This is a genomic window from Actinacidiphila guanduensis, from assembly GCF_900103985.1.
GTDB lineage: Bacteria > Actinomycetota > Actinomycetes > Streptomycetales > Streptomycetaceae > Actinacidiphila > Actinacidiphila guanduensis.
This window is the reverse complement of sequence record NZ_FNIE01000002.1, coordinates 104,444-126,640: the sequence shown is the minus strand read 5'-3', so window position 1 is coordinate 126,640 and position 22,197 is coordinate 104,444. Positions and strand designations below refer to the sequence as shown.

The window sequence follows — 22,197 nt, the reverse complement described above, 5'->3', positions numbered from 1 at the left end:
CACGAGGAGGTGCTCTGCGATGACCGTGCTGGACACCCCCGCGTGGCGCCCGCGCACCGACGCCGCGCCGCTGATGCCCGATCCGGAGCCGTTCCGGCTGCTCGGCACCCCCGAGGCCGCCCGGCTCGACCCCGCGCTGCTCGGCGAGCTGTACGGGCAGCTGGTCCGCGGCCGCAGGTACAACCGGCAGGCCACCGCCCTCACCCGGCAGGGCCGCCTCGCGGTCTACCCGTCCAGCACCGGCCAGGAGGCGTGCGAGGTCGCCGCAGCGCTCGCGCTCGGCGCGCAGGACTGGCTCTTCCCCAGCTACCGCGACACCCTCGCCGTGGTCGCCCGCGGGGTGGACCCGGTCGAGGCCCTGACCCTCCTGCGGGGCGACTGGCACACCGGGTACGACCCGCGCGCCACCCGGGTGGCCCCGCTGAGCACCCCTCTTTCCACCCAGCTCCCGCACGCGGTCGGCCTCGCCCACGCCGCGCGCGTCAGCGGGGACGACGTGGTGGCCCTCGCCATGGTCGGCGACGGCGGCACCAGCGAGGGCGACTTCCACGAGGCGCTGAACTTCGCGGCCGTCTGGCACGCCCCGGTGGTCTTCCTCGTGCAGAACAACGGCTTCGCCATCTCCGTCCCCCTCGCCAAGCAGACCGCCGCCCCCAGCCTCGCCCACAAGGCGGTCGGCTACGGCATGCCGGGCCGGCTGGTGGACGGAAACGACGTGGCGGCCGTCCACCAGGTGCTCACCGAAGCGGTCGCGCGCGCCCGCGCCGGTGGCGGCCCCACCCTCGTGGAGGCGATCACCTACCGCGTCGAGGCCCACACCAACGCCGACGACGCGACCCGCTACCGCACCGACGACGAGGTCGCCGCCTGGCAGGCGCACGACCCGATCGCGCTCCTGGAGCGCGAACTGGCCGGACGCGGCCTGCTCGACGACGCGCTGCGGCAGCGCGCCGCCGACGAGGCCGAGGCATTGGCGGCCGACCTGCGCACCCGGATGCAGGAGGAGCCGCGGCTCGACCCGGCGGAGCTGTTCGCCCACGTCTACGCCGAGCCCACCCAGCAGCTGCGCGAGCAGGAGGCCATGCTGCGGGCCGAACTGGAAGCGGAGCAGCAGTCATGAGCGCGGCAACCCCCGGTGTGGCGGCGCGCCCGGCCCCGGCCCCCGCCCCTCCCAAGCCCACCACCATGGCGCAGGCGCTCAACCAGGCGCTGCGCGACGCCATGGCGGCCGACCGGTCCGTGCACGTGATGGGCGAGGACGTCGGGACCCTGGGCGGTGTCTTCCGGATCACCGACGGGCTGGCCGCGGAGTTCGGCGAGGACCGCTGCACCGACACCCCGCTCGCCGAGGCCGGCATCCTCGGCACGGCGGTCGGCATGGCGATGTACGGGCTGCGGCCGGTGGTCGAGATGCAGTTCGACGCCTTCGCGTACCCGGCCTTCGAGCAACTGGTCAGCCACGTGGCCCGGATGCGCAACCGCACCAGGGGCGCGCTGCCGCTGCCGCTGACCATCCGCATCCCCTTCGGCGGCGGCATCGGCGGCGTCGAGCACCACAGCGACTCCTCCGAGGCGTACTACCTGCACACCCCCGGCCTCCACGTCGTCACCCCCGCGACCGTCGAGGACGCCTACGGGCTGCTGCGGGCGGCCATCGCCTCCGACGACCCGGTCGTCTTCATGGAGCCCAAGCGGCTGTACTGGTCGAAGGCGGACTGGTCGGCGCAGGAGCCGGCGCAGGTGCCGCCCATCGGCCGCGCGGTCGTCCGGCGCACCGGGCGCTCGGCCACCCTGGTCACCTACGGGCCCTCGGTGCCGGTCTGCCTGGAGGCCGCCGAGGCCGCCAAGGAGGAAGGCTGGGACCTGGGCGTGGTGGACCTGCGCAGCCTGGTGCCCTTCGACGAGGAGACGGTCGCGGCCGCGGTGCGGGCTACCGGGCGGGCGGTCGTCGTCCACGAGTCGTCCGGGTTCGGCGGCGCCGGCGCGGAGATCGCCGCGCGGATCACCGAGCGCTGCTTCCACCACCTGTCGGCCCCGGTGCTGCGGGTGGCGGGCTTCGACATCCCCTACCCGCCGCCGATGCTGGAGCGGCACCACCTGCCCGGGGTCGACCGCATCCTGGACGCCGTGGGCCGCCTGCAGTGGGAGGAGGCGTGATGGCCGAGGTCAAGGAGTTCCTGCTGCCGGACCTCGGCGAGGGCCTCACCGAGGCGGAGGTCGTCCGCTGGCTGGTGGCGGTCGGCGAGGTGGTCGAGGTCGACCAGCCCGTGGTCGAGGTCGAGACGGCCAAGGCGGTGGTCGAGGTCCCGTGCCCCTACGGCGGGGTGGTGACGGCCCGCTTCGGCGCGGAGGGCGATGTCCTGCAGGTCGGGCGCCCACTGGTGACGGTCGCGGTGGGCTCGGGCGACGGCGCCGCCGAGCAGGGCGGCTCGCCGGGCCCCGGCGGCGGTTCCGCGGGGTCCGGGCCGGGCGATGGCGACGAGGGCTCGGGGAACGTGCTGGTCGGGTACGGCACGGGCGCCGCGAGCAGCAGGAGGCGCCGCCGGGTACGGGCGGTGAGCGCGGCGGTGGGGCACGGGGCGGCGGGAGCGGCGGGTTCGGGTGTGGCCGAGGCGGCGCCCAACGGGCACGTGCGGGACGGTGCGGCGGCCGCGGGCGCCGTACGCGGGGCACTTGCCGGCGGTGCCGGTTCGGGCGGTGCCGCCGCCGGTGCCGGGGATGCCGGGGGCTTGCGTACGGAGGGCGCGGGTGGCTCCGTTGCGGAGGGTGCGGACGGCGGGCCGGTGGCCGTGATCTCGCCGCTGGTGCGGAGGCTGGCGCGGGAGAAGGGGCTGGACCTGCGGCAGTTGAAGGGCTCGGGCCCGGAAGGGCTGATCCTGCGGGCGGATGTGGAGCGGGCCGAGCCCGCGGTGCTGCCCGGTGCGGGCGGCGCGGCGGAGCAGGCGGCTGCCGCGGACGGCGAGGTGCGGGTCCCGTTGCGCGGGATACGGGGTGCGGTGGCGGAGAAGCTGTCCCGCAGCCGGCGGGAGATCCCGGACGCCACGTGCTGGGTCGACGCCGACGCCACCGAGTTGCTGGCGGCGCGGGCCGCGATGAACGCGGCGGTGGACCGGGCGGGTGCGGGCGAGCGGATCTCGGTGCCGGCGCTGTTCGCGCGGATCGTGACGGCGGCGCTCGCACGATTCCCCGAGCTGAACGCGCGGGTGGACGTGGAGCGCGGCGAGATCGTCCGGCTGCCCGCGGTGCACCTGGGGTTCGCGGCGCAGACCGACCGGGGCCTCGTGGTGCCCGTCGTAAGGGACGCCCACAGCCGTACGACCTCGGAACTGTCCGCGGAACTGCGGCGGTTGACCGAGGCGGGCCGCAACGGCTCCCTGACGCCGGCCGACCTGACCGGCAGCACCTTCACCCTCAACAACTACGGCGTCTTCGGAGTGGACGGCTCCACGCCGATCCTCAACCACCCGGAGGCGGGCATGCTCGGGGTCGGCCGCATCACCCCCAAACCCTGGGTCCACCAAGGCGAACTGGCAGCCCGCCAGGTCGTCCAGCTCTCCCTCACCTTCGACCACCGCGTCTGCGACGGAGGCACAGCAGGCGGCTTCCTGCGCTTCGTAGCCGACTGCGTCGAATCCCCCGCGACCCTGTTGGCCTCCGTCTGACCACCCGCTCCCGCTCAGGCAGTGCGGGCGGGTGGGTGCCGCTCGCGCCGCGGGGGCGGGTGGGTGCCGCTCGCGCCGCGGGGGCGGGCGGTACCGCTCGGCGGCTCGGTGTGGGTGGTTGTGGGGGCGGTGGGTGGTGTCGCCCGGGGTGGGGGGCGGGTCCTCGCGTCGGCGGTCGGGTGGTGTCCTGGCCGGGCGCCGGCGCTCAGCGGGAGGCTTGGGCGGGTGGGGGGTGCTGGTGGTGGGGAGGGGGCGGATACTCGCGGGATGGTGAGTTTTGACGCGGTGGTTCTGGCGGGGGGTGCCGCGCGGCGGTTGGGCGGGGCGGACAAGCCGGGGCTGGCGGTCGGTGGGCGGTCGTTGCTGGACCGGGTGCTGGGTGCGTGTGCGGGTGCCGGGGCCACGGTGGTTGTCGGGCCGCGGCGGGTGACCGTGCGGCCGGTGCTGTGGGCACGTGAGGAACCGCCCGGGGGCGGACCCCTGCCGGCCCTCGCCGCCGGGCTCTCCGTGCTGGCCTCGGCGCTGCGCCCGTCGGGGCCGGTGGTGCTGCTCGCCGCCGACCTGCCGTTCCTGACGGCCGAGACGGTCACCGCCCTGGTCCGCGAGTTGCTCGCGATCACCGTGGACGGCGTCCTGCTCACCGACCCCACCGGCCGCGACCAGCCCTTGGCGGCCGCCTACCAGGCCGAATCCCTCCGCCGCGAACTCGCCCTCCTCGCCACGGAGCACGGTTCGCTCGCCAACCTCCCCCTGCGTTTCCTCACCGCCGACCTCACCCTCCACCGCCTCCCCGACCCCACCGGCGACGCCTCCTTCGACTGCGACACCTGGCCCGACCTCACCCGCGCCCGCGCCCGTTTCCCGGACGACCCGGAAAGCTAGCCGGGCCGCCGGCGGGCAGTTGCGCACCTCGCCGTGCGCGCGCAGGGCGAAGCCCCTCAGGGGGCCCGCGTGTGCTGGTTTGGGCCCGTGCCCGGACGGGGGTCGTGCGGACGGGCGGGGCGCAAAGCGAGGCCGTACGGTCCCGGGGCGCGGCAAGGGAGGTTGGGGGCGTGGGGAAAACGGGGTGCGTCGGCGTGTCGGCTGGGGGTGGATCGGGGACGATGGGCGTGTGTTGGACGAATGGATTGCAGCAGCGAAGAAGGAACTCGGGATCGACCTGGATGTCGACACCGCCGCCCTGCTCGATGTCGCGCGGGACGCGGCCCACGGGGTGGCGCGGCCGGCGGCTCCGCTGACGACGTTCCTGGTCGGCTATGCCGCGGCCCGCGCGGGGGGCGGTGCCGAGGCCGTACGGGAGGCCGCCGAGAAGGCCGCGGCCCTGGCGCGCGGTTGGGAGGAGCGCGGCGCCGCCTCCGCAGACGCGGAGCCGGCGGGATGACCGTGCCCGGAGCCGGTCCCGAGCCCGCCGACCGCGCGCTGGACGACGCCCTCGCGCTCGCCAACAGCCACCGGCGTACGCGGGATGCCCCGCGCCGCCCCGGCAACGACCCCCTCGACGTCGCGCTCGGCCTCGACGCCGACGAGGGGACCGCGGGACCCGCAGCGGCAGGCGGCGCCCGGCGGACCGGCTCCCGTACGGACGGGGGCCGAGCGAGCGACCGGTCGTCGGGACCTGCCGGCGTACGCGGTACGGCCGCGCCTGCCGAAGGCGTCGACTCCGCTGCGAGCGGCGGCCGTTCCACCGGGGGTGTACGGAAGGGCGCGGGTGCGTCCGGCGGCTCGGGGCACCGTAGTGAGGACGGCTCCGCACGCGAGCCGCATCCCGGAGCCGAGCCCTTCCGGTCCAAGGGTGCCCCCGCGTCGGCGGACTCCGGCGAGCCCTTCCTGCCCACGGGCGCCCCGGCTGCGAGGGGTTCCGGCGCGCCCTTCCAGCCGTACGGTGCCTCCGCGTCGAGCGATTCCGGCGAGCCCTCCCGGCTCAGGGGCACCGCTGCGGGCGGCCCCTCCGCATCCTCCGCGCCCAACGGCGCCGCCGCGTCGGCGGACTCCGGCGACCCCTTCCGGCCCAACGGCACCCCCGCTTCGAGCGATTCCGGCGAGCCCTCCCGGCTCAAGGGCACCGCTGCGGGCGGCTCCGCCGCACCCTCCGAACCCAACGGCGCCCCCGCCCCACCCGCCCGAAGGGGCCATCACCCGCACGCCATGCCCTGGAGTGAAGCCCGCCGCCTCGCCCGCAGTGCCGGGCGGGCCCTGGACGCCCGTGTCCTCCCCCTCCACCAAGCCCTCGGCTCCGCCCTCGCCGGAGAACTCCTCGCCCTCAGCGACCTGCCCGCCTTCGACGCCTCCGCCATGGACGGCTGGGCGGTGGCCGGGAAGGGGCCCTGGCGGGTGGTGGGCGACGTGCTCGCCGGGCAGGCGGCGCGGGCCCGGCTGCGGGACGGCGAGGCGGTCGGGATCGCCACGGGCGCCGCGCTCCCGCCGGGCGCCCTCGCGGTGGTGCGCAGAGAGCACGGGCAGCTCGAACACCGCCCGGAGGGCGAGTGGTTGGACATGCGGGCACCGCACCCGGCGCCCGGGCCCGGCCAGGAGACCCGCCGGAAGGGCCAGGAGTGCCGCAGGGGCGAGGAGTTGCTGCCCGCCGGCACGGTGGTGACGCCCGCCGTGCTGGGGCTCGCGGCCGCGGCCGGCTACGACGAACTCGCGGTGACCGCCCGGCCGGCGACGGAAGTGCTGGTCCTGGGCGACGAGTTGCTGGATCACGGGGTGCCCGGGGACGGCCGGGTACGGGATGCGCTCGGCCCGATGCTGCCGCCCTGGCTGCGGGCGCTCGGCGCCGAAGTCACCGCGGTACGGCGGCTGGTGGACGACGCGGCCGCGCTGGAGGCCGCCATCGGCGAGGCCGTGCGCGAGCGCGGGGCCGACCTCGTCATCACCACGGGTGGCACCGCGGGCGGCCCGGTGGACCACGTGCACCCGGTGCTGGCCGCGCTCGGCGCGCAACGGCTGGTGGACGGTGTCGCCGTCCGCCCCGGCCACCCGATGCTGCTCGCCGAACTCCCCTTCGGGCCCCGGCCGGGCCGCCGCAGCCACCTGATCGGCCTGCCCGGCAACCCGCTGGCCGCAGTCTCCGGCGTACTCACCCTCGTGGCGCCACTGCTGCGCACCCTGGCCGGACGGCCGGCCGCCGCCCCGTACACCGCGCTGTTCACCGCGCAGGTGCACGGGCATCCGGTGGACACCCGGCTCGTGCCGGTGGTCTTCGACGAGGAGTCCGCCGCGCGGCCGCTGCACTTCGTGGGCCCGGCGATGCTGCGCGGGCTGGCGGCCGCCGACGGGCTGGCCGTGGTGCCGCCGGGCGGGGCGCGGGCCGGGCAGGAGGTCGTGGTGCTCGACACCGGGATGCAGCCGGCCGGCGGGAACGGCTGGTGAGGCGACCGCGCAGGGCGTCCGGGCCTGCTGCGGGCGCGCCGCACGAAGGGTCCGGGCGCTCGGCGCCGCGCGGAGCTGCCGCACCCGAAGGGGGCCACCGCGACGTACGGTTCCCGCGCCCTGCGGGCAGGCGGCTGCGCGGAGCCCTGCGCGACGCCGGCGAGGCCGGCCCCGCCGCCCCGCACGACGTGCGGTTCCCGCGGCCGGCCGCGGGGCCGCTCCGCCAGGTCGCCCGCCGCCTGCTGCTGGCCCTGCTGGTGCTCGCGGTCACCGTGGTGATCGTCTACGCCGACCGCGGCGGCTACCACGACAACGCCAACGGCACGGTGTCCTTCGTGGACGCGCTCTACTACTCCACAGTCACGCTGTCGACGACGGGCTACGGCGACATCGTCCCGTACAGCACCGGCGCCCGGCTGATGAACATCTTCCTCATCACCCCGCTGCGGGTGATCTTCCTGATCATCCTGGTCGGCACCACGCTGGAGGTGCTGACCGAGCGCACCCGCGAGCAGTTCCGGCTCAACCGCTGGAGGAGCGCCTTGTACGAGCACGTGGTGGTCGTCGGCTTCGGCACCAAGGGCCGGGCGGCGGCGAAGACGCTGATGGGGCGCGGGGTCCCGCAGGACCGTATCGTCGTGGTCGATCCCGATCCGAAGGTGGTGCAGGGCGCGGCGGACGCCGGGTTCGTGGGCGTGGTCGGCGACGGGACGCGCAACGAGGTGCTGCTGCGGGCGGAGGTCGGGCGGGCCCGGCAGGTCGTCATCGCCGCCCAGCGCGACGACACCGCGGTGCTGGTCACGCTCACCGCGCGGCAGCTGAACAAGGGCGCGCACATCGTGGCCTCGGTCCGCGAGGAGGAGAACGCGCCGCTGCTGCGGCAGTCCGGCGCCGACGCGGTGATCACCAGCTCCAGCGCGGCCGGCCGGCTGCTCGGCCTGTCCATGCTCAGCCCGAGCGCGGGCCGGGTGATGGACGATCTGATCACCTACGGCAGCGGGCTCGACCTGATCGAGCGGCCGATCACCAAGGCGGAGGCGGGCCGGGCCCCGCGCGACCTCGCCGACCTGGTCGTCTCGGTCAAGCGCGGCCACCGGCTGCTCGACCACGACGACCCCGAGGCGGCCCCGCTGCAGCCCACCGACCGGGTGATCGCCATCCACCGCACCGGCCCGCAGGACACCCCCGCGGCCCAGTGAGCGCGGTGGCACGATGACCGCGGTGAGCGTGCCGAGCGGACCGGGCGGGCAGGCGGGCACGACGCGCGCGTGACCGGGCCGGCCGGTCCCCGCCGGAGGCAGGGCGCGGCCGGAGTAGCCTCCGGGGGCATGTACGCGATCACGATTCCCCAGCCCGGCGGCCCGGACGTGCTGACCTGGGCGGAAGTTCCCGATCCGGTGCCGGGCGACGGCGAGGTCGTCGTCCAGGTCGCGGCGACGGCCGTCAACCGCGCCGACATCCTCCAGCGTCAGGGGCACTACCCGGTGCCGCCGGGCGCCTCGCCGTACCCGGGGCTGGAGGGCTCGGGGCGGATCGCGGAGGTCGGCCCCGGGGTGAGCGGGTGGCAGGTCGGCGACGAGGTGTGCGCGCTGCTCGCCGGCGGTGGCTACGCCGAGAAGGTCGCGGTGCCCGCGGGGCAGCTGCTGCCGGTGCCGGCGGGTGTGGACCTGACGGCCGCGGCCGCGCTGCCCGAGGTGACGGCCACGGTCTGGTCGAACGTCTTCATGGTGGCCCACCTGCTGCCCGGCGAGACGCTGCTGGTGCACGGCGGGTCCAGCGGGATCGGCACGATGGCCGTGCAGCTCGGCAAGGCGGTCGGGGCGAAGGTCGCGGTGACGGCCGGCAGCGCACAGAAGCTGGCTGCCTGTGCCGAGCTGGGCGCGGACGTGCTGATCAACTACCGCGAGCAGGACTTCGCGCAGGAGGTCGTCGCCGACGTCATCCTCGACATCATCGGCGCGAAGTATCTGGAGCGGAACGTGGACGCGCTCGCGGTCAGCGGGCGGCTGGTCGTCATCGGCATGCAGGGCGGCGTCAAGGCCGAGCTGAACCTGGGGAAGCTGCTGTCCAAGCGGGCCGCCATCGCCGCCACCTCGCTGCGGCCGCGGCCGCCGGCCGAAAAGGCGGCGATCGTGGCCGCGGTACGCGAGCACGTGTGGCCGTTGATCGAGGCGGGGACCGTGCGCCCGATCGTGGACCGGACGCTGCCGCTGACCCGGGCGGCCGAGGGCCACCGCGTGGTGGAGGAGAGCGGGCACATCGGGAAGGTCCTGCTGACCACCTCGGCGTGAGGGCGGCTCACGGTCGTGCGGCCCGGGGGACGGGGCCGGGCGCGACCGGGCGGGGCGGCGTGCGGGACAATGGAGGGATGGAGATGCCGAGGAACGAACGGTCACCGGAGAACGCGCAGAATCCGCAGGTCCTGGTCGTCGGGGCCGATGGCATGGCGCTCGGCGGCGGCACCGGCGGCGAGGGCGACGAGCCCCGCGAGATCCCCGTGACGGAGATGGTCGAGCAGCCGGCGAAGGTCATGCGCATCGGCAGCATGATCAAGCAGCTGCTCGAAGAGGTGCGGGCGGCTCCTCTGGACGAGGCGAGCCGGGTGCGGCTGAAGGAGATCCACGCCAGCTCGGTGAAGGAGCTGGAGGCGGGCCTGGCGCCCGAGCTGGTGGAGGAGCTGGAGCGGCTGTCGCTGCCCTTCACCAACGACACCGTGCCCAGCGAGGCCGAACTCCGCATCGCGCAGGCGCAGTTGGTGGGCTGGCTGGAGGGCCTCTTCCATGGCATCCAGACCGCGCTGTTCGCCCAGCAGATGGCCGCGCGGGCCCAGCTGGAGCAGATGCGGCGGGCGCTGCCGCCCGGCGCGCTCGGCCACGAGGACGACCAGCAGGGACCCCAGGGCCGCACCGGCGGACCGTACCTGTAGACGGACCTGTTCGTCAGCGACCGCAAGCAAGCGCGAGGGGCCCGGAGCCGATCACGGCTCCGGGCCCCTTCGCCCTGACGGACGCGGTCTCAGCCCGCGCTCTTGCCCGTGGAGACCCAGATCGTGATCGGCGGGTCCGTGTGCGGGTTGTAGTCGTCGTCATAGGAGGGCGACTGCGCGGTCACCGCGCCCTTGCCCCACAGCTGCTCGTCGGTGTACTTGATCGTGTACTTCCAGTGCGCGGCCTTGATGCAGGCGACCACGGAGTCGACGTAGTCGGTCTGGAAGTTCGGCATCGTCATGACATCGGGCTTGTCCGGGTTGATCAGGTCGTTGTGCGCGTTCGTGCACTCGCTGGTCTCGATGGTGCGGGTCTGGTCGCCCTGCACGATGTCGCCGGAGCCGGAGGCCGCCGTGGTCGTGGCCGGCGCGCCGGTGGTGTGGGTGACCGGGGGCGTGCTCGGGCCGTCGTCGGCCGAGTTGCCGCCCCCGCCGGAGGACATCGCGGCGATGACCACCACGATCACCGCGATGGCCGCCACCGCCACGACCGCGCCGGCGATCAGCGGGGTGTTGGACCTGCGGCCGCCCCGGCCGGGTCCGCCGGAGCCGGGCCCGCCCGCCCCGGGACCGCCGAGGCCCTGCTGGTGCGGCATCGTCGGCTGCATCGCGTAGGCGGGCGGCGGGGTCTGCGGGGCCTGCTGCGGGTAGCCGTAGGCCGGCGGGGTCGCGGGGCCGTAGCCCTGCGGCGGCGGAGTGGGCGCGTACGGGGTCTGGAGCTGCGGGGCCGGCGCGGGCGGGGCCGGCTGGGAGGGGAAGACCGAGGCGGCGACGCCCTCGCCGCGGCTGCCCGTGGCCGGGTTGCCGGAGATCACCGGCATGGCGCCGCTCTGCGTGGCGGCCAGCACGCGGTCGAGCTCGTCGTGCATGGTGTCGGCGGTCGGAAATCGCTCGGCGGGGTTCTTGCGCAGTGCGCGGGCCACCAGGGCGTCGATCGCGGGGCCGAGCGCCTGGTTGACCGAGGACGGGGCCGGCGGGGTCTCCTGCACATGCTGGTAGGCCATCGCCAGCGGCGAGTCCGCGTCGAAGGGCAGCCGCCCGGTGAGCAGTTCGAAGAGCATGCAGCCGACCGAGTACAGGTCGGAGCGCTCGTCCACACCGCGGCCGAGGGCCTGCTCGGGCGAGAGGTACTGCGGGGTGCCGACCACCATGCCGGTCTGCGTCATCGACGTGACACCGGACTGCATCGCGCGGGCGATGCCGAAGTCCATCACCTTGACCACACCGCGCCGGGTGATCATCACATTGCCCGGCTTGATGTCCCGGTGCACCAGGCCCATCTCGTGGCTGACGGCGAGCGCGGCCAGCACGTCCCCGGTGATCTTCAGCGCCTTGTCGGCCGGCATGGCGCCGAACTGCGCGATGTCCGCGGCCAGGACGTCGCCGAGCGGCTTGCCCTCGACGTACTCCATGACGATGAACGGCACCAGCTGGCCGTCGATGACGTCCTCGCCGGAATCGAAGACGGAGACGATGTTGGTGTGGTTGAGTTTGGCCACCGACTGGGCCTCGCGGCGGAACCGCTCGCGGAACGACTGCTCGTTGCCCAGGTTGGTGTGCAGGGTCTTGACGGCGACCGGCCGGTCCAGAACGGTGTCGTGCGCCAGGTGGACGGAGGCCATCCCGCCCTGGCCGAGCAGCGCGCGCAGCACGTACCGCCCGCCGCCGACCGAGCGCCCCGTGTAGTCGCCGCCCTGTGTGGCGTCCCCGCTCATCAGTACCGCTACCCCCATGAAGGCCACCCCGGGGCCGACCCGCCCCCGGGCTTGCCCGGCCAAGTCTGGCTCATCGCGCGGGCACGTCAAGTTCGTTGACCATCTCGTCACCTGATACGCATCGCCCACGCACACACCCGTGACCGTCCCACGGCACTGACACGCGACGTCCGGGGTAGCCGAAAAGCGGTACGGTGGCGCACCGGGAAGGATTGCGCGGACGTGCACCCGCGGCCTGCGGCACCTCGACGGACGCCGGAGGACCCCTGAGGACCCCGAAGGACCCCGGAACACCCCGCAGTATCCCGAAGCACCCCGCACGAGACGTGACAGACGACGGCGAGGACTGATGGTCGACCCGAACGAGACGGCCGCCGGCGCCGGAGCCTCGCAGGCACCGGGCCCCCTGGGGACCGGCGCACTGGTCGGCGACGGCCGCTACCGGCTGACCCGGCGGCTCGGCCGCGGCGGCATGGCCGAGGTGTTCGCCGCGGAGGACGTGCGGCTGGGCCGCACCGTCGCCGTCAAGCTGCTGCGCACCGACCTGGCCGAGGACGCCGTCGCCAAGGCCCGCTTCGCCCGCGAGGCGCAGTCGGTGGCCGGCCTGAACCACCACGCGGTGGTCGCGGTCTACGACTCCGGCGAGGACATCACGCCGACCGGGCCCGTCCCCTACATGGTGATGGAGCTGGTCGAGGGCCACACGATCAAGGACCTGCTGACCGGGCCCACCCCGCCGCCGCCGGACCAGGCGCTGCTGATCGTCTCCGGCGTGCTGGACGCGCTCGCCTACAGCCACCAGCACGGCATCGTGCACCGCGACATCAAGCCCGCGAATGTGATCATCACCACGACGGGCGCGGTCAAGGTGATGGACTTCGGCATCGCCCGCGCGCTGCACGGCGCCGCCAGCACCATGACCCAGACCGGCATGGTCATGGGCACCCCGCAGTACCTGTCGCCCGAGCAGGCGCTCGGCAAGACCGTCGACCACCGCAGCGACCTGTACGCGACCGGCTGCCTGCTCTACGAACTGCTCGCGATGCGCCCGCCGTTCGTCGGCGAGACCCCGCTGTCGGTGGTCTACCAGCACGTCCAGGACGACCCGCTGCCGCCCTCGCAGGCCAACAAGCGAGTGCCGCCGGAGCTGGACGGCTTGGTGCTGCACGCGCTGGCCAAGCAGCCCGAGGACCGCTTCCAGACCGCCGAGGAGATGCGCGGCGTCGTCGCCTACGCCCACCAGTCGCTCACCCAGCGCGGCGGCTGGACCAACGGGGCCTGGGACACCGGCGCCGTCACCGCGGTCGCCCCGCGCCCGGCCACCGGCCCCACCATGGTCGCCCCGGCCGGCGGCTACGCCGGCGGCAACTCGGGCTCCACCGCCGAACTCGGCCCGCCGCTGCTCGGCGGCCTGTCCACCGGCGGCCCCGACGACGTGCACGGCTACGACGAGCGGCCGCCGGGTGGCCGCGGCAACCGGTGGGTCAGGCCGGCGCTGTTCGCGGTGGCCGCGGTGCTCGCCGTCGTGCTGGGCGTCTTCCTGGCCACCCACAGCGGCGGTGGCGGGGGCGGCGGCCACACCCCGGCCGACACCTCGCCCACCACCGCGGTGACGCAGGGCGGTCAGTCGCAGCCGTCGGACGAGCCCACCGACCAGCAGCCCGAGACGGGCGAGATCAGCACGGCGCCGTCCGAGTCCGCCACGAGCACCGCCACGGACTCCCCGACCGGCACGCCGAGCACCACGGCCACCAAGCCGACCACGCCGCCGACCACCGCGACCAGGACGCCGACCACCAAGCCGACCAAGCCCACGTCGACGCCCACCACGCCGACCGAGACGACGACGCCCCCGGCGGACCCGACCACGAGCGGCGGCACCGACGGCGGTCCCGGCGGTGGCGCCGGCGGCCCGGTGGGCGGCGGCGACCTCAGCCACCGCTGACCGGCGCTTACCGGTACCGGCCGGCGCTGACCGGCGCTGGCCGGAGCACGAGCACGGGGTGTGCAAGGGCCTTCAGGGGGCGTGCTGAGACGCGCAGCGCCGTTGAAGGAGCCGCTCAGCCCGTGAACGCCTCGCGCACCCGCCCGTACTCGTGCGTCCACCACACCGCGAGCGCGGCGGCGGCGGGGAAGAGCGGGTCGGAGCGCCGGTCGCGGTGCCGGTAGCGCCAGTCGAGCATCCAGAAGTCGTTCAGCCGCTCCCACCACACCCGGTGCACCGCGCCGGCCATCTCCCCGGCCGCGATGCCCGCCGCCTCCCGGTAGGCGCGGGCGTAGGCGCGGACCTTGCGCAGGTCGAGGCTGCCGTCCACCGGGTGCACGAAGAAGATCACCGCGGCCCGTACCGCCTCCTCGGCCCGCGGCCGCACGCCGAGCCGGTCCCAGTCGACGATCGCGGCCGGCTCCTCGCCGCGGTAGAGCAGGTTGAGCGGGTGGAAGTCGCCGTGCACCCAGCCGCTGACCTGCCCGGCCGCGGCCGGCGGGCGGCGGTGGGCGTACTGGCGCAGCAGGGTGCGGCGCTCCAGGAGGCGCTGCTCGGCCAGGGCGTCGAAGGCGTCGCGCGGGCGGTGGCCGCGGACCAGGGTGAGCAGCCGGTCGATGTGGGTGTGGGTGCGCTCGGGGTCGGCGCTGGGGTGGTCGCTCGCCGGAGGCGGCGGCTGGACGTCGGCGAGTGCGGTGTGCACCCGGCCCAGTAACGCCCCCAGCCGCCGCGACTGGCCGACCGACAGCTCGGTGCCCTCCCGGTGCCGGCCCTCGACCCAGCGGAACAGCGCGTGGCCGCGGCCGCCGGCGACGACGACGGTCTCGCCGTCCGTGGTGGGCAGCGGGGCCTCGGCCGGCAGCCCGAGCCGGGCGAGGCGCCGGGTGGCGCGGTGCTGGCGCAGGATCACGCCCGGGTCCGCGGTGTCGGCGGCCAGGTACTCCTTGAGGAAGAAGCGGCCCTTGCCCGTGCTGATCATCCAGCCCCGGTTGAGCAGCCCGCGCGGGACGCGCTCGCAGGTCTGCGGGGTGCCGAAGTCGTAGCGGCGCAGCAGGGCGGTCAGCGCAGGCGGCCGCGGTGCCGTGCCCGTCACGCGGCTCAGCGTAGATCATTTGGCGGCCCGTCCCGGCGCGGGTGGCGCGCCACCCGGTACGTCTGCTATGTGCCTGTACGACCGCGTTGGGGCACGGGTGGCGGACAGTGACCTCCGAACGGCCGCACCCATGGGTTCACCCCTTACGGAGTTTTCGTAATCGGGATACGGTGCCTGGTGTCCCGGCCATGGCCTGCGAGAACGCAACGGTACTAGGAAATCCAACAAAACCGCAGGTCAGAAAGTGTCCCCTCCGCGTACGCGAGGGCGTTCCGTTGTAGGTAACGTCTTCTGCAGCAGGCCATTCGCCGGGCGATGTCACACCTGGGTCGGTTCTGCCGCACACACCCCGTGCGTCACGCCGGAGCAGGTGAGCCGCACTGGCTGCCCGGCGGATCCCGGGGGCCGGACAGACGGAGGAGCGAACGTGAGCGTGAAGAGCACTGCCGCTGGGGGTCCCCCCGCGAAGGGCAGGGGGAGGACCACCCGCGCGGCAGGCGCGAAGCGCCGTGGCGAAGAGCCCGAGCTCGTACAGCTGCTGACGCCGCAGGGCGAGCGCGTCGAGCACAGCGGGTACTCCCTCGACCCGACGCCGGACGAGCTCCGGGGCCTGTACCGCGACATGGTGCTGACCCGCCGGTTCGACGCCGAGGCGATCACCCTGCAGCGGCAGGGCGAACTCGGCCTGTGGGCGTCCCTGCTGGGCCAGGAGGCCGCCCAGATCGGCTCGGGGCGGGCCACCCGCCCGGCCGACTACATCTTCCCGACCTACCGCGAGCACGGTGTGGCCTGGACCCGCGACGTCGACCCGCTGAACCTGCTGGGCATGTTCCGCGGGGTCAACAACGGCGGCTGGGACCCGGCGGAGAACCACTTCCACCTCTACACCATCGTCATCGGCTCGCAGACCCTGCACGGCACCGGGTACGCAATGGGCCTGGCCAAGGACGGCGCGGACGCCGCCGTGATCGCCTACTTCGGCGACGGCGCCTCCAGCCAGGGCGACGTGGCCGAGGCGTTCACCTTCGCCGCGGTCTACAACGCGCCGGTGGTGTTCTTCTGCCAGAACAACCAGTGGGCGATCTCCGAGCCGACCGAGAAGCAGTCCCGGGTGCCGATCTACCAGCGGGCCGCGGGCTTCGGCTTCCCCGGCGTGCGGGTGGACGGCAACGACGTGCTGGCGGTCCTCGCGGTCACCCGCGCCGCCCTGGAGCACGCCCGCAGCGGCCAGGGCCCGATGCTGGTGGAGGCGTTCACCTACCGGATGGGCGCGCACACCACCACCGACGACCCCACCCGCTACCGCTCGGACGAGGAGCGCGAGGAGTGGGCGTCCAAGGACCCGATCGCCCGGCTGCGGACCTACCTGGACAAGGAGGGCCTGGCCGACGAGGACTTCCACGCCGAGCTGGCCGCGGAGTCCGACGCCCTGGCCAAACGGGTGCGCGACGGCGTGCGTGCCATGCCCGACCCGGGCCCGATGGCGATGTTCGACCACGTCTACGCCGACGGGCACGCGCTCGTCGACGAGGAGCGGGCGCAGTTCGCCGCGTACCAGGCGTCGTTCGCCGACAGCGCCGACAGCGCCGAAGGTTCCGGCGCCTCCCGGACCCCTGCCGCCGCCCACGGGAAGGGGCACTGACATGACGCAGACGGCAACCCAGGCAACGCAGGCGGCCCGGTCGTCCGGGGCCACCACCTCGATGCCGATCGCCAAGGCGCTCAACGAGTCGCTGCGCAAGGCGCTGGAGAACGACCCCAAGGTCCTCATCATGGGCGAGGACGTGGGCCGGCTCGGCGGCGTCTTCCGCATCACCGACGGGCTCTACAAGGACTTCGGCGAGGACCGGGTGATCGACACCCCGCTCGCGGAGTCCGGCATCGTCGGCACCGCGGTCGGCCTGGCGCTGCGCGGCTACCGCCCGGTGGTGGAGATCCAGTTCGACGGCTTCGTCTTCCCCGCCTACGACCAGATCGTCACCCAGCTGGCCAAGATGCACGCCCGCGCGCTGGGCAAGGTGCGGATGCCGGTCGTGGTGCGCATCCCCTACGGCGGCGGCATCGGCGCGGTGGAGCACCACAGCGAGTCGCCCGAGGCGCTGTTCGCGCACGTGGCCGGCCTGAAGGTGGTCAGCCCCTCGAACGCCAACGACGCCTACTGGATGCTCCAGCAGGCCATCGAGTGCGACGACCCGGTGATCTTCTTCGAGCCCAAGCGCCGCTACTGGGACAAGGGCGAGGTGGCCGTGGACGCGGTGCCGACCGGCCTGCACCAGGCCGTGGTGGCGCAGCCGGGCACCGATCTGACGCTGGTCGCCTACGGCCCGATGGTGAAGGTGTGCCTGGAGGCGGCGGCCGCGGCCGCGAACGAGGGCCGCAGCCTGGAGGTCGTGGATCTGCGCTCGCTCTCGCCGATCGACTTCGACACGGTGCAGGCGTCGGTGGAGAAGACCGGCCGGCTGGTCGTCGTGCACGAGGCGCCCGTCTTCTACGGCGCCGGCGCGGAGATCGCCGCCCGGATCACCGAGCGCAGCTTCTACCACCTGGAGGCGCCGGTGCTGCGGGTGGGCGGCTTCCACTCGCCCTACCCGCCGGCCCGCCTGGAGGAGGAGTACCTGCCGGGACTCGACCGGGTGCTCGACGCCGTCGACCGCTCGCTGGCGTTCTGAGGAGAGGGCCGTGACTGTCATGACCGCAGCTGGTCAGCGCTTCCGCGAGTTCAGGATGCCGGACGTCGGCGAGGGCCTGACCGAGGCGGAGATCCTCAAGTGGTACGTGGGCGTGGGCGACACCGTGGCCGACGGCCAGGTGGTGTGCGAGGTGGAGACGGCCAAGGCGGCCGTCGAGCTGCCGATCCCCTACGACGGGGTGGTCAGCGAGATCCGCTTCGACGAGGGCACGACGGTGGACGTCGGCACGCCCATCATCGTGGTGGATGCCGGGGAGGGCGCGGGCGGCGCACCCGCCGCTCCCGAACCGGCCGCGGCCGCCGACCCCGTTGCGTCCGCCGAGCCCGAGCAGCCGGAGGGCAAGCGGCAGGCGGTGCTGGTCGGTTACGGGGTCGCGCCGTCCTCGACCACCCGGCGGCCGCGCAAGCCGCAGGCCGGGGTGCCGAACCAGGCAGCGCCCGCCGCGCCTTCCGTACCTGCCGAGTCCGCTCAGCCCGCTGAGCCCGCCGCACCCGCCGCGCCCGCCGAGGTGAACGGGCGGTCGCAGCCGGCGGTGGCCTTCGAACGGCCGCTCGCCAAGCCGCCGGTGCGCAAGCTCGCCAAGGAGCTGGGCATCGACCTGGCGACCGTGGTGCCCACCGGACCGGGCGGCGTCGTCACCCGCGACGACATCCGCGCGGCCGCCGCGCCCCCGGCCCGGCTGCCCTCCGCGCCGGAGGAGGCCGCTCCTGCGTCCGCCGCAGTGCAGCCGGCGTTCGCGCCCGGCGAGCGGGAGACCCGGGTGCCGATCAAGGGCGTCCGCAAGGCCACCGCGCAGGCGATGGTGGCCAGCGCCTTCACCGCGCCGCACGTCACGGAGTTCGTGACCTTCGACATCACGCGGACGATGAAGCTGGTGCAGGAGCTGAAGGCCGACCCGGCGTTCGCCGGGCTCAAGGTCAGCCCGCTGCTGCTGGTCGCCAAGGCGCTGCTGGTCGCGATCCGGCGGCACCCGGAGGTCAACGCGGCCTGGGACGAGGCGACTCAGGAGATCGTCCACAAGTCCTATGTGAACCTGGGCATCGCGGCCGCCACCCCGCGCGGCCTGATCGTGCCCAACATCAAGGACGCGCAGGCCAAGACGCTGCCGGAGCTGGCGGCGGCCCTCGGCGAGCTGGTCGCCACCGCGCGCGAGGGGAAGACCTCGCCCGCGGCCATGCAGGGCGGCACCGTGACGATCACGAACGTGGGCGTCTTCGGGGTGGACACCGGCACGCCGATCCTCAACCCCGGCGAGTCCGCGATCCTCGCCTTCGGCGCCGTCAAGCTCCAGCCGTGGGTGCACAAGGGCAAGGTCAAGCCGCGCCATGTCACCACCCTGGCGCTCTCCTTCGACCACCGGCTGGTCGACGGCGAACTCGGCTCGAAGGTGCTCGCGGACGTGGCGGCGATCCTGGAGACGCCGAAGCGGCTGCTCACCTGGACCTGACGGCAGGGCCCCGGGTCCGGTCGCGGGCCCCGGCGACGGGGCCTGCCGCTGGGCCTTGTTGTGGGGACCCGCCACCGGGTCCCGAGGGTGCGCTTCACCCGTGAGGGCGGAGGTGCCGCGGCGCGTGGACGCCCGGAACCTCCGCCCTGCGTGTTCTCCCGCACTTCCGTCCGGGTTTGTGCTGCCATCGGCCTTATGGCCGTGTCCATCTCCGTGATCCTGCTGCTGGCCGTGCTCGCCGGCATGCAGATGCGCAACCGCACCCTCAAGCCGAGCCACGCCATCACCTGCGGTCTGCTCGGTTTCTGCCTGGCGTCGTCCTCCCTGGCGCCGACCATCCAGTCCACCCTCACCTCGACGGCGTCCCTGGTCAGCACCATCCACCCGTAGCCGGCCTCAGCCCGCCGGTGGCCCGGGGAGCGGGGCGGCCGGTCCCCAGGCCGGTGGGCGGTTCTTGCGGCGGGACGACAGGAACGTGGTCAGCGCCAGGGCCGCGCCCACCAAGGCGACCACGATCCCGGCGAGCGCCGCGACGCCGTACGCCGCCACGCTGCTCCTCTTCGACGCCTTGCCCCGCACGTCGGAGGCCGCGAGCGTGCCCGACTGCGCCTCCAGGTGCATGCGCGAGTCGATGGAGTCCGCGCGGTGGTCGCCCAGCAGGAACAGCCGGCCGGGCGGCACCGTGATGTCCACCGGCGCCAGCAGGTTGGACTCGCCCTGGTACAGGTACGGTTCGGCCACCTGCTGCCCGTTGACCCGCAAGGGGCCGCCGGCCGGGAGCTCCACGTGGTCGCCGCCGACGCCGATCACCCGCATGATGTGCAGGTCGGGCCGCTGCCACTCGGGCTCGGCGAGCATCACGACGTCACCGCGGTGGACGTCGGAGCCGGCCGCCTTCTCGAACGTGACCTGCGCGCCCACCCGGTAGGTCGGCAGCATGTTCTCGCTCGGCACCGTCACCCGGGTCCAGTGGCCCCGGCTCTGGGTGAGCGCCCCGATAGCGACGGCCGCGCCGGCGACGGTCACGGCCAGCCAGAGCGCCAACCGCCCGCGGCGCAGCGGCGGCCGGCCGGCGGGACCGCTCCCGGGCGGCGGTGTCCCGGGTATCCCGGGTATCTCATGCGTCATGTCCCCTCCTGCCGCGGAGCGTAGCGGTGCCGTATGACATGTCCGCGATGCGGGACGGGCTTTCGGGTGCATACGTGATGTATCTATGATGTGCGCATCATGGACACCGTTGTAGGCACCAAGAATGTCGAGGACCGGGCCGCGCACAAGGCGGCACCCGCGGCGGAGCGGGTCTATCTGCACGTCAAGAGCGGGGTGCTGGACCGCAGTTACGAAGGCGGCACCCTGCTCACCGAAGGGGACCTCGCCGAGGCGGTCGGGGTCTCGCGGACCCCCGTGCGCGAGGCGCTGCTGAGGCTGGAGGCCGAGGGGCTGCTCAAGCTCTACCCCAAGAAGGGCGCCCTGGTGCTGCCCGTCTCCGCCCAGGAGATCGCCGACGTCGTGGAGACCCGGCTGCTGGTGGAGCGGCACGCGGTGGCCAAGGTGGTGGGCGATGTGCCGGCCCGGCTGATCGAGCGGCTGGAGGCGTCGCTGGCCGAGCAGCGCGCGCACGCGGCCACCGGCGACCTCGCCGCCTTCGCCGCCGCCGACCGCACCTTCCACGCCGAGATCGTCCGCGCCGCCGGCAACCGCATCCTCGCCCACCTCTACGACCAGCTGCGCGACCGCCAGCTGCGGATGGGCGTGGCCACCATGAACGCCGAGCCGAGCCGGGTCGCCAAGAACATCACCGAGCACACCGAGATCCTGGACGCGCTGCGCGCGGGCGCGGCGCAGTCCGCCGCCGACCTCGTGGAGCGGCACGTCTCCTGGGTGAACACCCTTGCCCGGGGCGAGTCGTGACCGCCGGAACGGAACCGGTCGGCGCCCGCGCCGGCCGCGCCCTGCCCGGCGACCCGCCCGGCGGTGTGCAGGCCGGTGTCGTGTGGGGCGTCGGCACGCTGGTCTACCTCGTCGCCGTCGTCCACCGCACCAGCCTGGGCGTGGCCGGCATCGACGCCGCCCACCGCTTCCACATCGGCGCCTCGGCGCTGTCGACCTTCTCCATCCTGCAGGTGCTGGTCTACGCCGGCATGCAGATACCCGTCGGCCTCCTGGTGGACTCCCTCGGCACCAAGAAGGTGCTGATGCTCGGCGCGGTGCTCTTCACCGCGGGCCAGGCGGCGTTCGCGCTGTCCCACTCCTACGGCATGGCGCTGGGCGCGCGGGCCGTGCTCGGCTGCGGCGACGCGATGACCTTCGTCAGCGTGCTGCGCCTGGGCTCGCGCTGGTTCCCCGCCCGGCGCGGGCCGATGGTCGCCCAGGGCGCGGCGCTGTTCGGCGTCGCCGGCAACCTCGTCTCCACCGTGGTGCTCTCCCGCCTGCTGCACTCGGCCGGCTGGACGCCCACCTTCCTCGGCACCGCGGTGGGCGGCGCCGGCGTGCTGGTGCTGGTCGCCCTCTTCCTCAAGGACCACCCCGAGGGCCACGAGCCCGCGCCCCGGCAGCACGCCGGGGCCGCCTACGTACGGCGGCAGATCGCCGACGCCTGGCGCGAGCCGGGCACCCGGCTGGGCATGTGGACGCACTTCAGCACGCAGTTCCCCGGGATGGTGTTCCTGCTGCTGTGGGGGCTGCCCTTCCTCGTCGAGGACCAGGGGCTCTCGCGGGGGGCGGCGGGTGCGATGCTCACCCTCGTCGTGGTCGCCAACATGGTCTTCGGCCTGGTCTTCGGGCAGGTGATCGCCCGGCACCACGGCGCCCGCATGCCGCTCACGCTCGGCGTCGTCGCCGCGACGGCCGCCTCCTGGGCGCTGACGCTGACCTGGCCCGGCGGGCAGGACCCGATGTGGCTGCTTGTCGTCCTGTGCGTCGTCCTGGGCGCCTGCGGCCCCGCGTCCATGATCGGCTTCGACTTCGCCCGGCCGGCGAATCCGCCCGAGCGCTTCGGCACCGCCTCCGGAATCGTCAACATCGGCGGCTTCACGGCCTCGATGGTGACGCTGCTGGCCATCGGGGTGCTGCTGGACGCCACGGGGGACGACTACCGGGTGGCCTGGAGCAGCATCTTCGTCCTCCAGCTCCTGGGCACCGTGCAGATCCTGCGGCTGCGCCGCAGGGCCGAGCGGCTGGAGCGGGAGCGGATCGCCGTCAGCCGGATCGAGAGCGTCCACCGCTGCCGGGCGGCGGTCCCGGACTGA

At 74.4% G+C, this 22,197-nt stretch carries 17 protein-coding genes and 2 pseudogenes; 16 read left to right on the top strand and 3 right to left on the bottom strand.

The features are described 5' to 3' along the window. Positions 1-19 precede the first annotated feature (19 nt). The 9 genes and pseudogenes from pdhA (BLR33_RS03820) (at position 20) to BLR33_RS03780 (ending at position 9,960) form a co-directional block, all read left to right on the top strand. Positions 20-1,120, top strand: a complete 1,101-nt coding sequence (pdhA, locus tag BLR33_RS03820; RefSeq protein WP_093782835.1) for a pyruvate dehydrogenase (acetyl-transferring) E1 component subunit alpha — start codon at positions 20-22, stop codon at positions 1,118-1,120. After that, a complete protein-coding gene (locus BLR33_RS03815; RefSeq protein ID WP_093782834.1) occupies positions 1,117-2,157 on the top strand; it encodes an alpha-ketoacid dehydrogenase subunit beta in 1,041 nt (346 codons plus the stop codon). Before pdhA (BLR33_RS03820) ends, BLR33_RS03815 begins: the two co-directional genes overlap by 4 nt. Continuing rightward, positions 2,157-3,662: a dihydrolipoamide acetyltransferase family protein gene (locus BLR33_RS03810; protein ID WP_093782833.1), complete on the top strand. Its 1,506-nt coding sequence runs from the start codon at positions 2,157-2,159 to the stop codon at positions 3,660-3,662. Before BLR33_RS03815 ends, BLR33_RS03810 begins: the two co-directional genes overlap by 1 nt. 267 nt (positions 3,663-3,929) lie before the next feature. After that, a pseudogene (gene mobA, locus BLR33_RS03805) lies at positions 3,930-4,520 on the top strand (molybdenum cofactor guanylyltransferase); the annotation flags it as partial. Between the two features lie 241 nt (positions 4,521-4,761). Further along, positions 4,762-5,043, top strand: a pseudogene (locus tag BLR33_RS03800) (DUF6457 domain-containing protein); the annotation flags it as partial. Beyond that, a complete protein-coding gene (locus tag BLR33_RS03795) occupies positions 5,040-7,034 on the top strand; it encodes a molybdopterin molybdotransferase MoeA (protein WP_093782831.1) in 1,995 nt (664 codons plus the stop codon). The pseudogene BLR33_RS03800 and the gene BLR33_RS03795, both read left to right, overlap by 4 nt. A 146-nt stretch (positions 7,035-7,180) precedes the next feature. Then, positions 7,181-8,233 carry a potassium channel family protein gene (locus tag BLR33_RS03790; protein WP_407639640.1) on the top strand — a complete coding sequence of 351 codons (1,053 nt, stop codon included), beginning with the start codon at positions 7,181-7,183 and terminating at the stop codon, positions 8,231-8,233. A 129-nt stretch (positions 8,234-8,362) separates the two neighbouring features. Then, positions 8,363-9,325, top strand: a complete 963-nt coding sequence (locus BLR33_RS03785) for an NAD(P)H-quinone oxidoreductase (protein WP_093782830.1) — start codon at positions 8,363-8,365, stop codon at positions 9,323-9,325. Between the two features lie 77 nt (positions 9,326-9,402). Further along, positions 9,403-9,960: a bacterial proteasome activator family protein gene (locus BLR33_RS03780; RefSeq protein ID WP_093782829.1), complete on the top strand. Its 558-nt coding sequence runs from the start codon at positions 9,403-9,405 to the stop codon at positions 9,958-9,960. Positions 9,961-10,049: 89 nt separating this feature from the next. Here BLR33_RS03780 and BLR33_RS03775 read toward each other — a convergent pair whose 3' ends face one another. Continuing rightward, the gene (locus BLR33_RS03775; protein WP_093782828.1) at positions 10,050-11,735 is read right to left on the bottom strand and encodes a protein kinase domain-containing protein; all 1,686 of its coding nucleotides are present in this window, start codon (positions 11,733-11,735) and stop codon (positions 10,050-10,052) included. A gap of 349 nt (positions 11,736-12,084) precedes the next feature. Here BLR33_RS03775 and BLR33_RS03770 point away from each other — a divergent pair, with 349 nt between their 5' ends. Further along, positions 12,085-13,680 (top strand): protein kinase domain-containing protein, encoded by a 1,596-nt coding sequence (locus BLR33_RS03770; RefSeq protein WP_093782827.1) that lies wholly within the window; start codon positions 12,085-12,087, stop codon positions 13,678-13,680. 115 nt (positions 13,681-13,795) lie between these two features. Here the strand turns inward: BLR33_RS03770 and BLR33_RS03765 are convergent, their stop codons facing one another. After that, positions 13,796-14,821, bottom strand: coding sequence for a phosphotransferase enzyme family protein (locus BLR33_RS03765; RefSeq protein ID WP_093782826.1), 1,026 nt, complete (start codon positions 14,819-14,821; stop codon positions 13,796-13,798). A gap of 418 nt (positions 14,822-15,239) precedes the next feature. On the opposite strand from BLR33_RS03765, the gene pdhA (BLR33_RS03760) reads away from it, so the two are divergent. From pdhA (BLR33_RS03760) to BLR33_RS03745, 4 genes are all read left to right on the top strand, one after another. Then, a complete protein-coding gene (gene pdhA, locus BLR33_RS03760) occupies positions 15,240-16,454 on the top strand; it encodes a pyruvate dehydrogenase (acetyl-transferring) E1 component subunit alpha (protein ID WP_093782825.1) in 1,215 nt (404 codons plus the stop codon). A 1-nt stretch (position 16,455) separates the two neighbouring features. Continuing rightward, positions 16,456-17,481 (top strand): alpha-ketoacid dehydrogenase subunit beta, encoded by a 1,026-nt coding sequence (locus BLR33_RS03755; protein ID WP_407639629.1) that lies wholly within the window; start codon positions 16,456-16,458, stop codon positions 17,479-17,481. A 19-nt stretch (positions 17,482-17,500) separates the two neighbouring features. Further along, entirely contained in the window at positions 17,501-18,949 is a 1,449-nt protein-coding gene (locus tag BLR33_RS03750; protein ID WP_093782824.1) for a dihydrolipoamide acetyltransferase family protein, read from the top strand. Between the two features lie 195 nt (positions 18,950-19,144). Next, entirely contained in the window at positions 19,145-19,339 is a 195-nt protein-coding gene (locus BLR33_RS03745; protein WP_093782823.1) for a hypothetical protein, read from the top strand. Between the two features lie 6 nt (positions 19,340-19,345). Here the strand turns inward: BLR33_RS03745 and lepB are convergent, their stop codons facing one another. Continuing rightward, positions 19,346-20,077, bottom strand: coding sequence for a signal peptidase I (gene lepB / locus BLR33_RS03740; protein ID WP_176930113.1), 732 nt, complete (start codon positions 20,075-20,077; stop codon positions 19,346-19,348). A gap of 99 nt (positions 20,078-20,176) precedes the next feature. Between lepB and BLR33_RS03735 the strand changes: the two genes are divergently transcribed. Together BLR33_RS03735 and BLR33_RS03730 are read left to right on the top strand one after the other, a co-directional pair. After that, a complete protein-coding gene (locus BLR33_RS03735; protein WP_093783240.1) occupies positions 20,177-20,860 on the top strand; it encodes a GntR family transcriptional regulator in 684 nt (227 codons plus the stop codon). After that, positions 20,857-22,197 (top strand): MFS transporter, encoded by a 1,341-nt coding sequence (locus BLR33_RS03730; RefSeq protein WP_176930112.1) that lies wholly within the window; start codon positions 20,857-20,859, stop codon positions 22,195-22,197. Before BLR33_RS03735 ends, BLR33_RS03730 begins: the two co-directional genes overlap by 4 nt.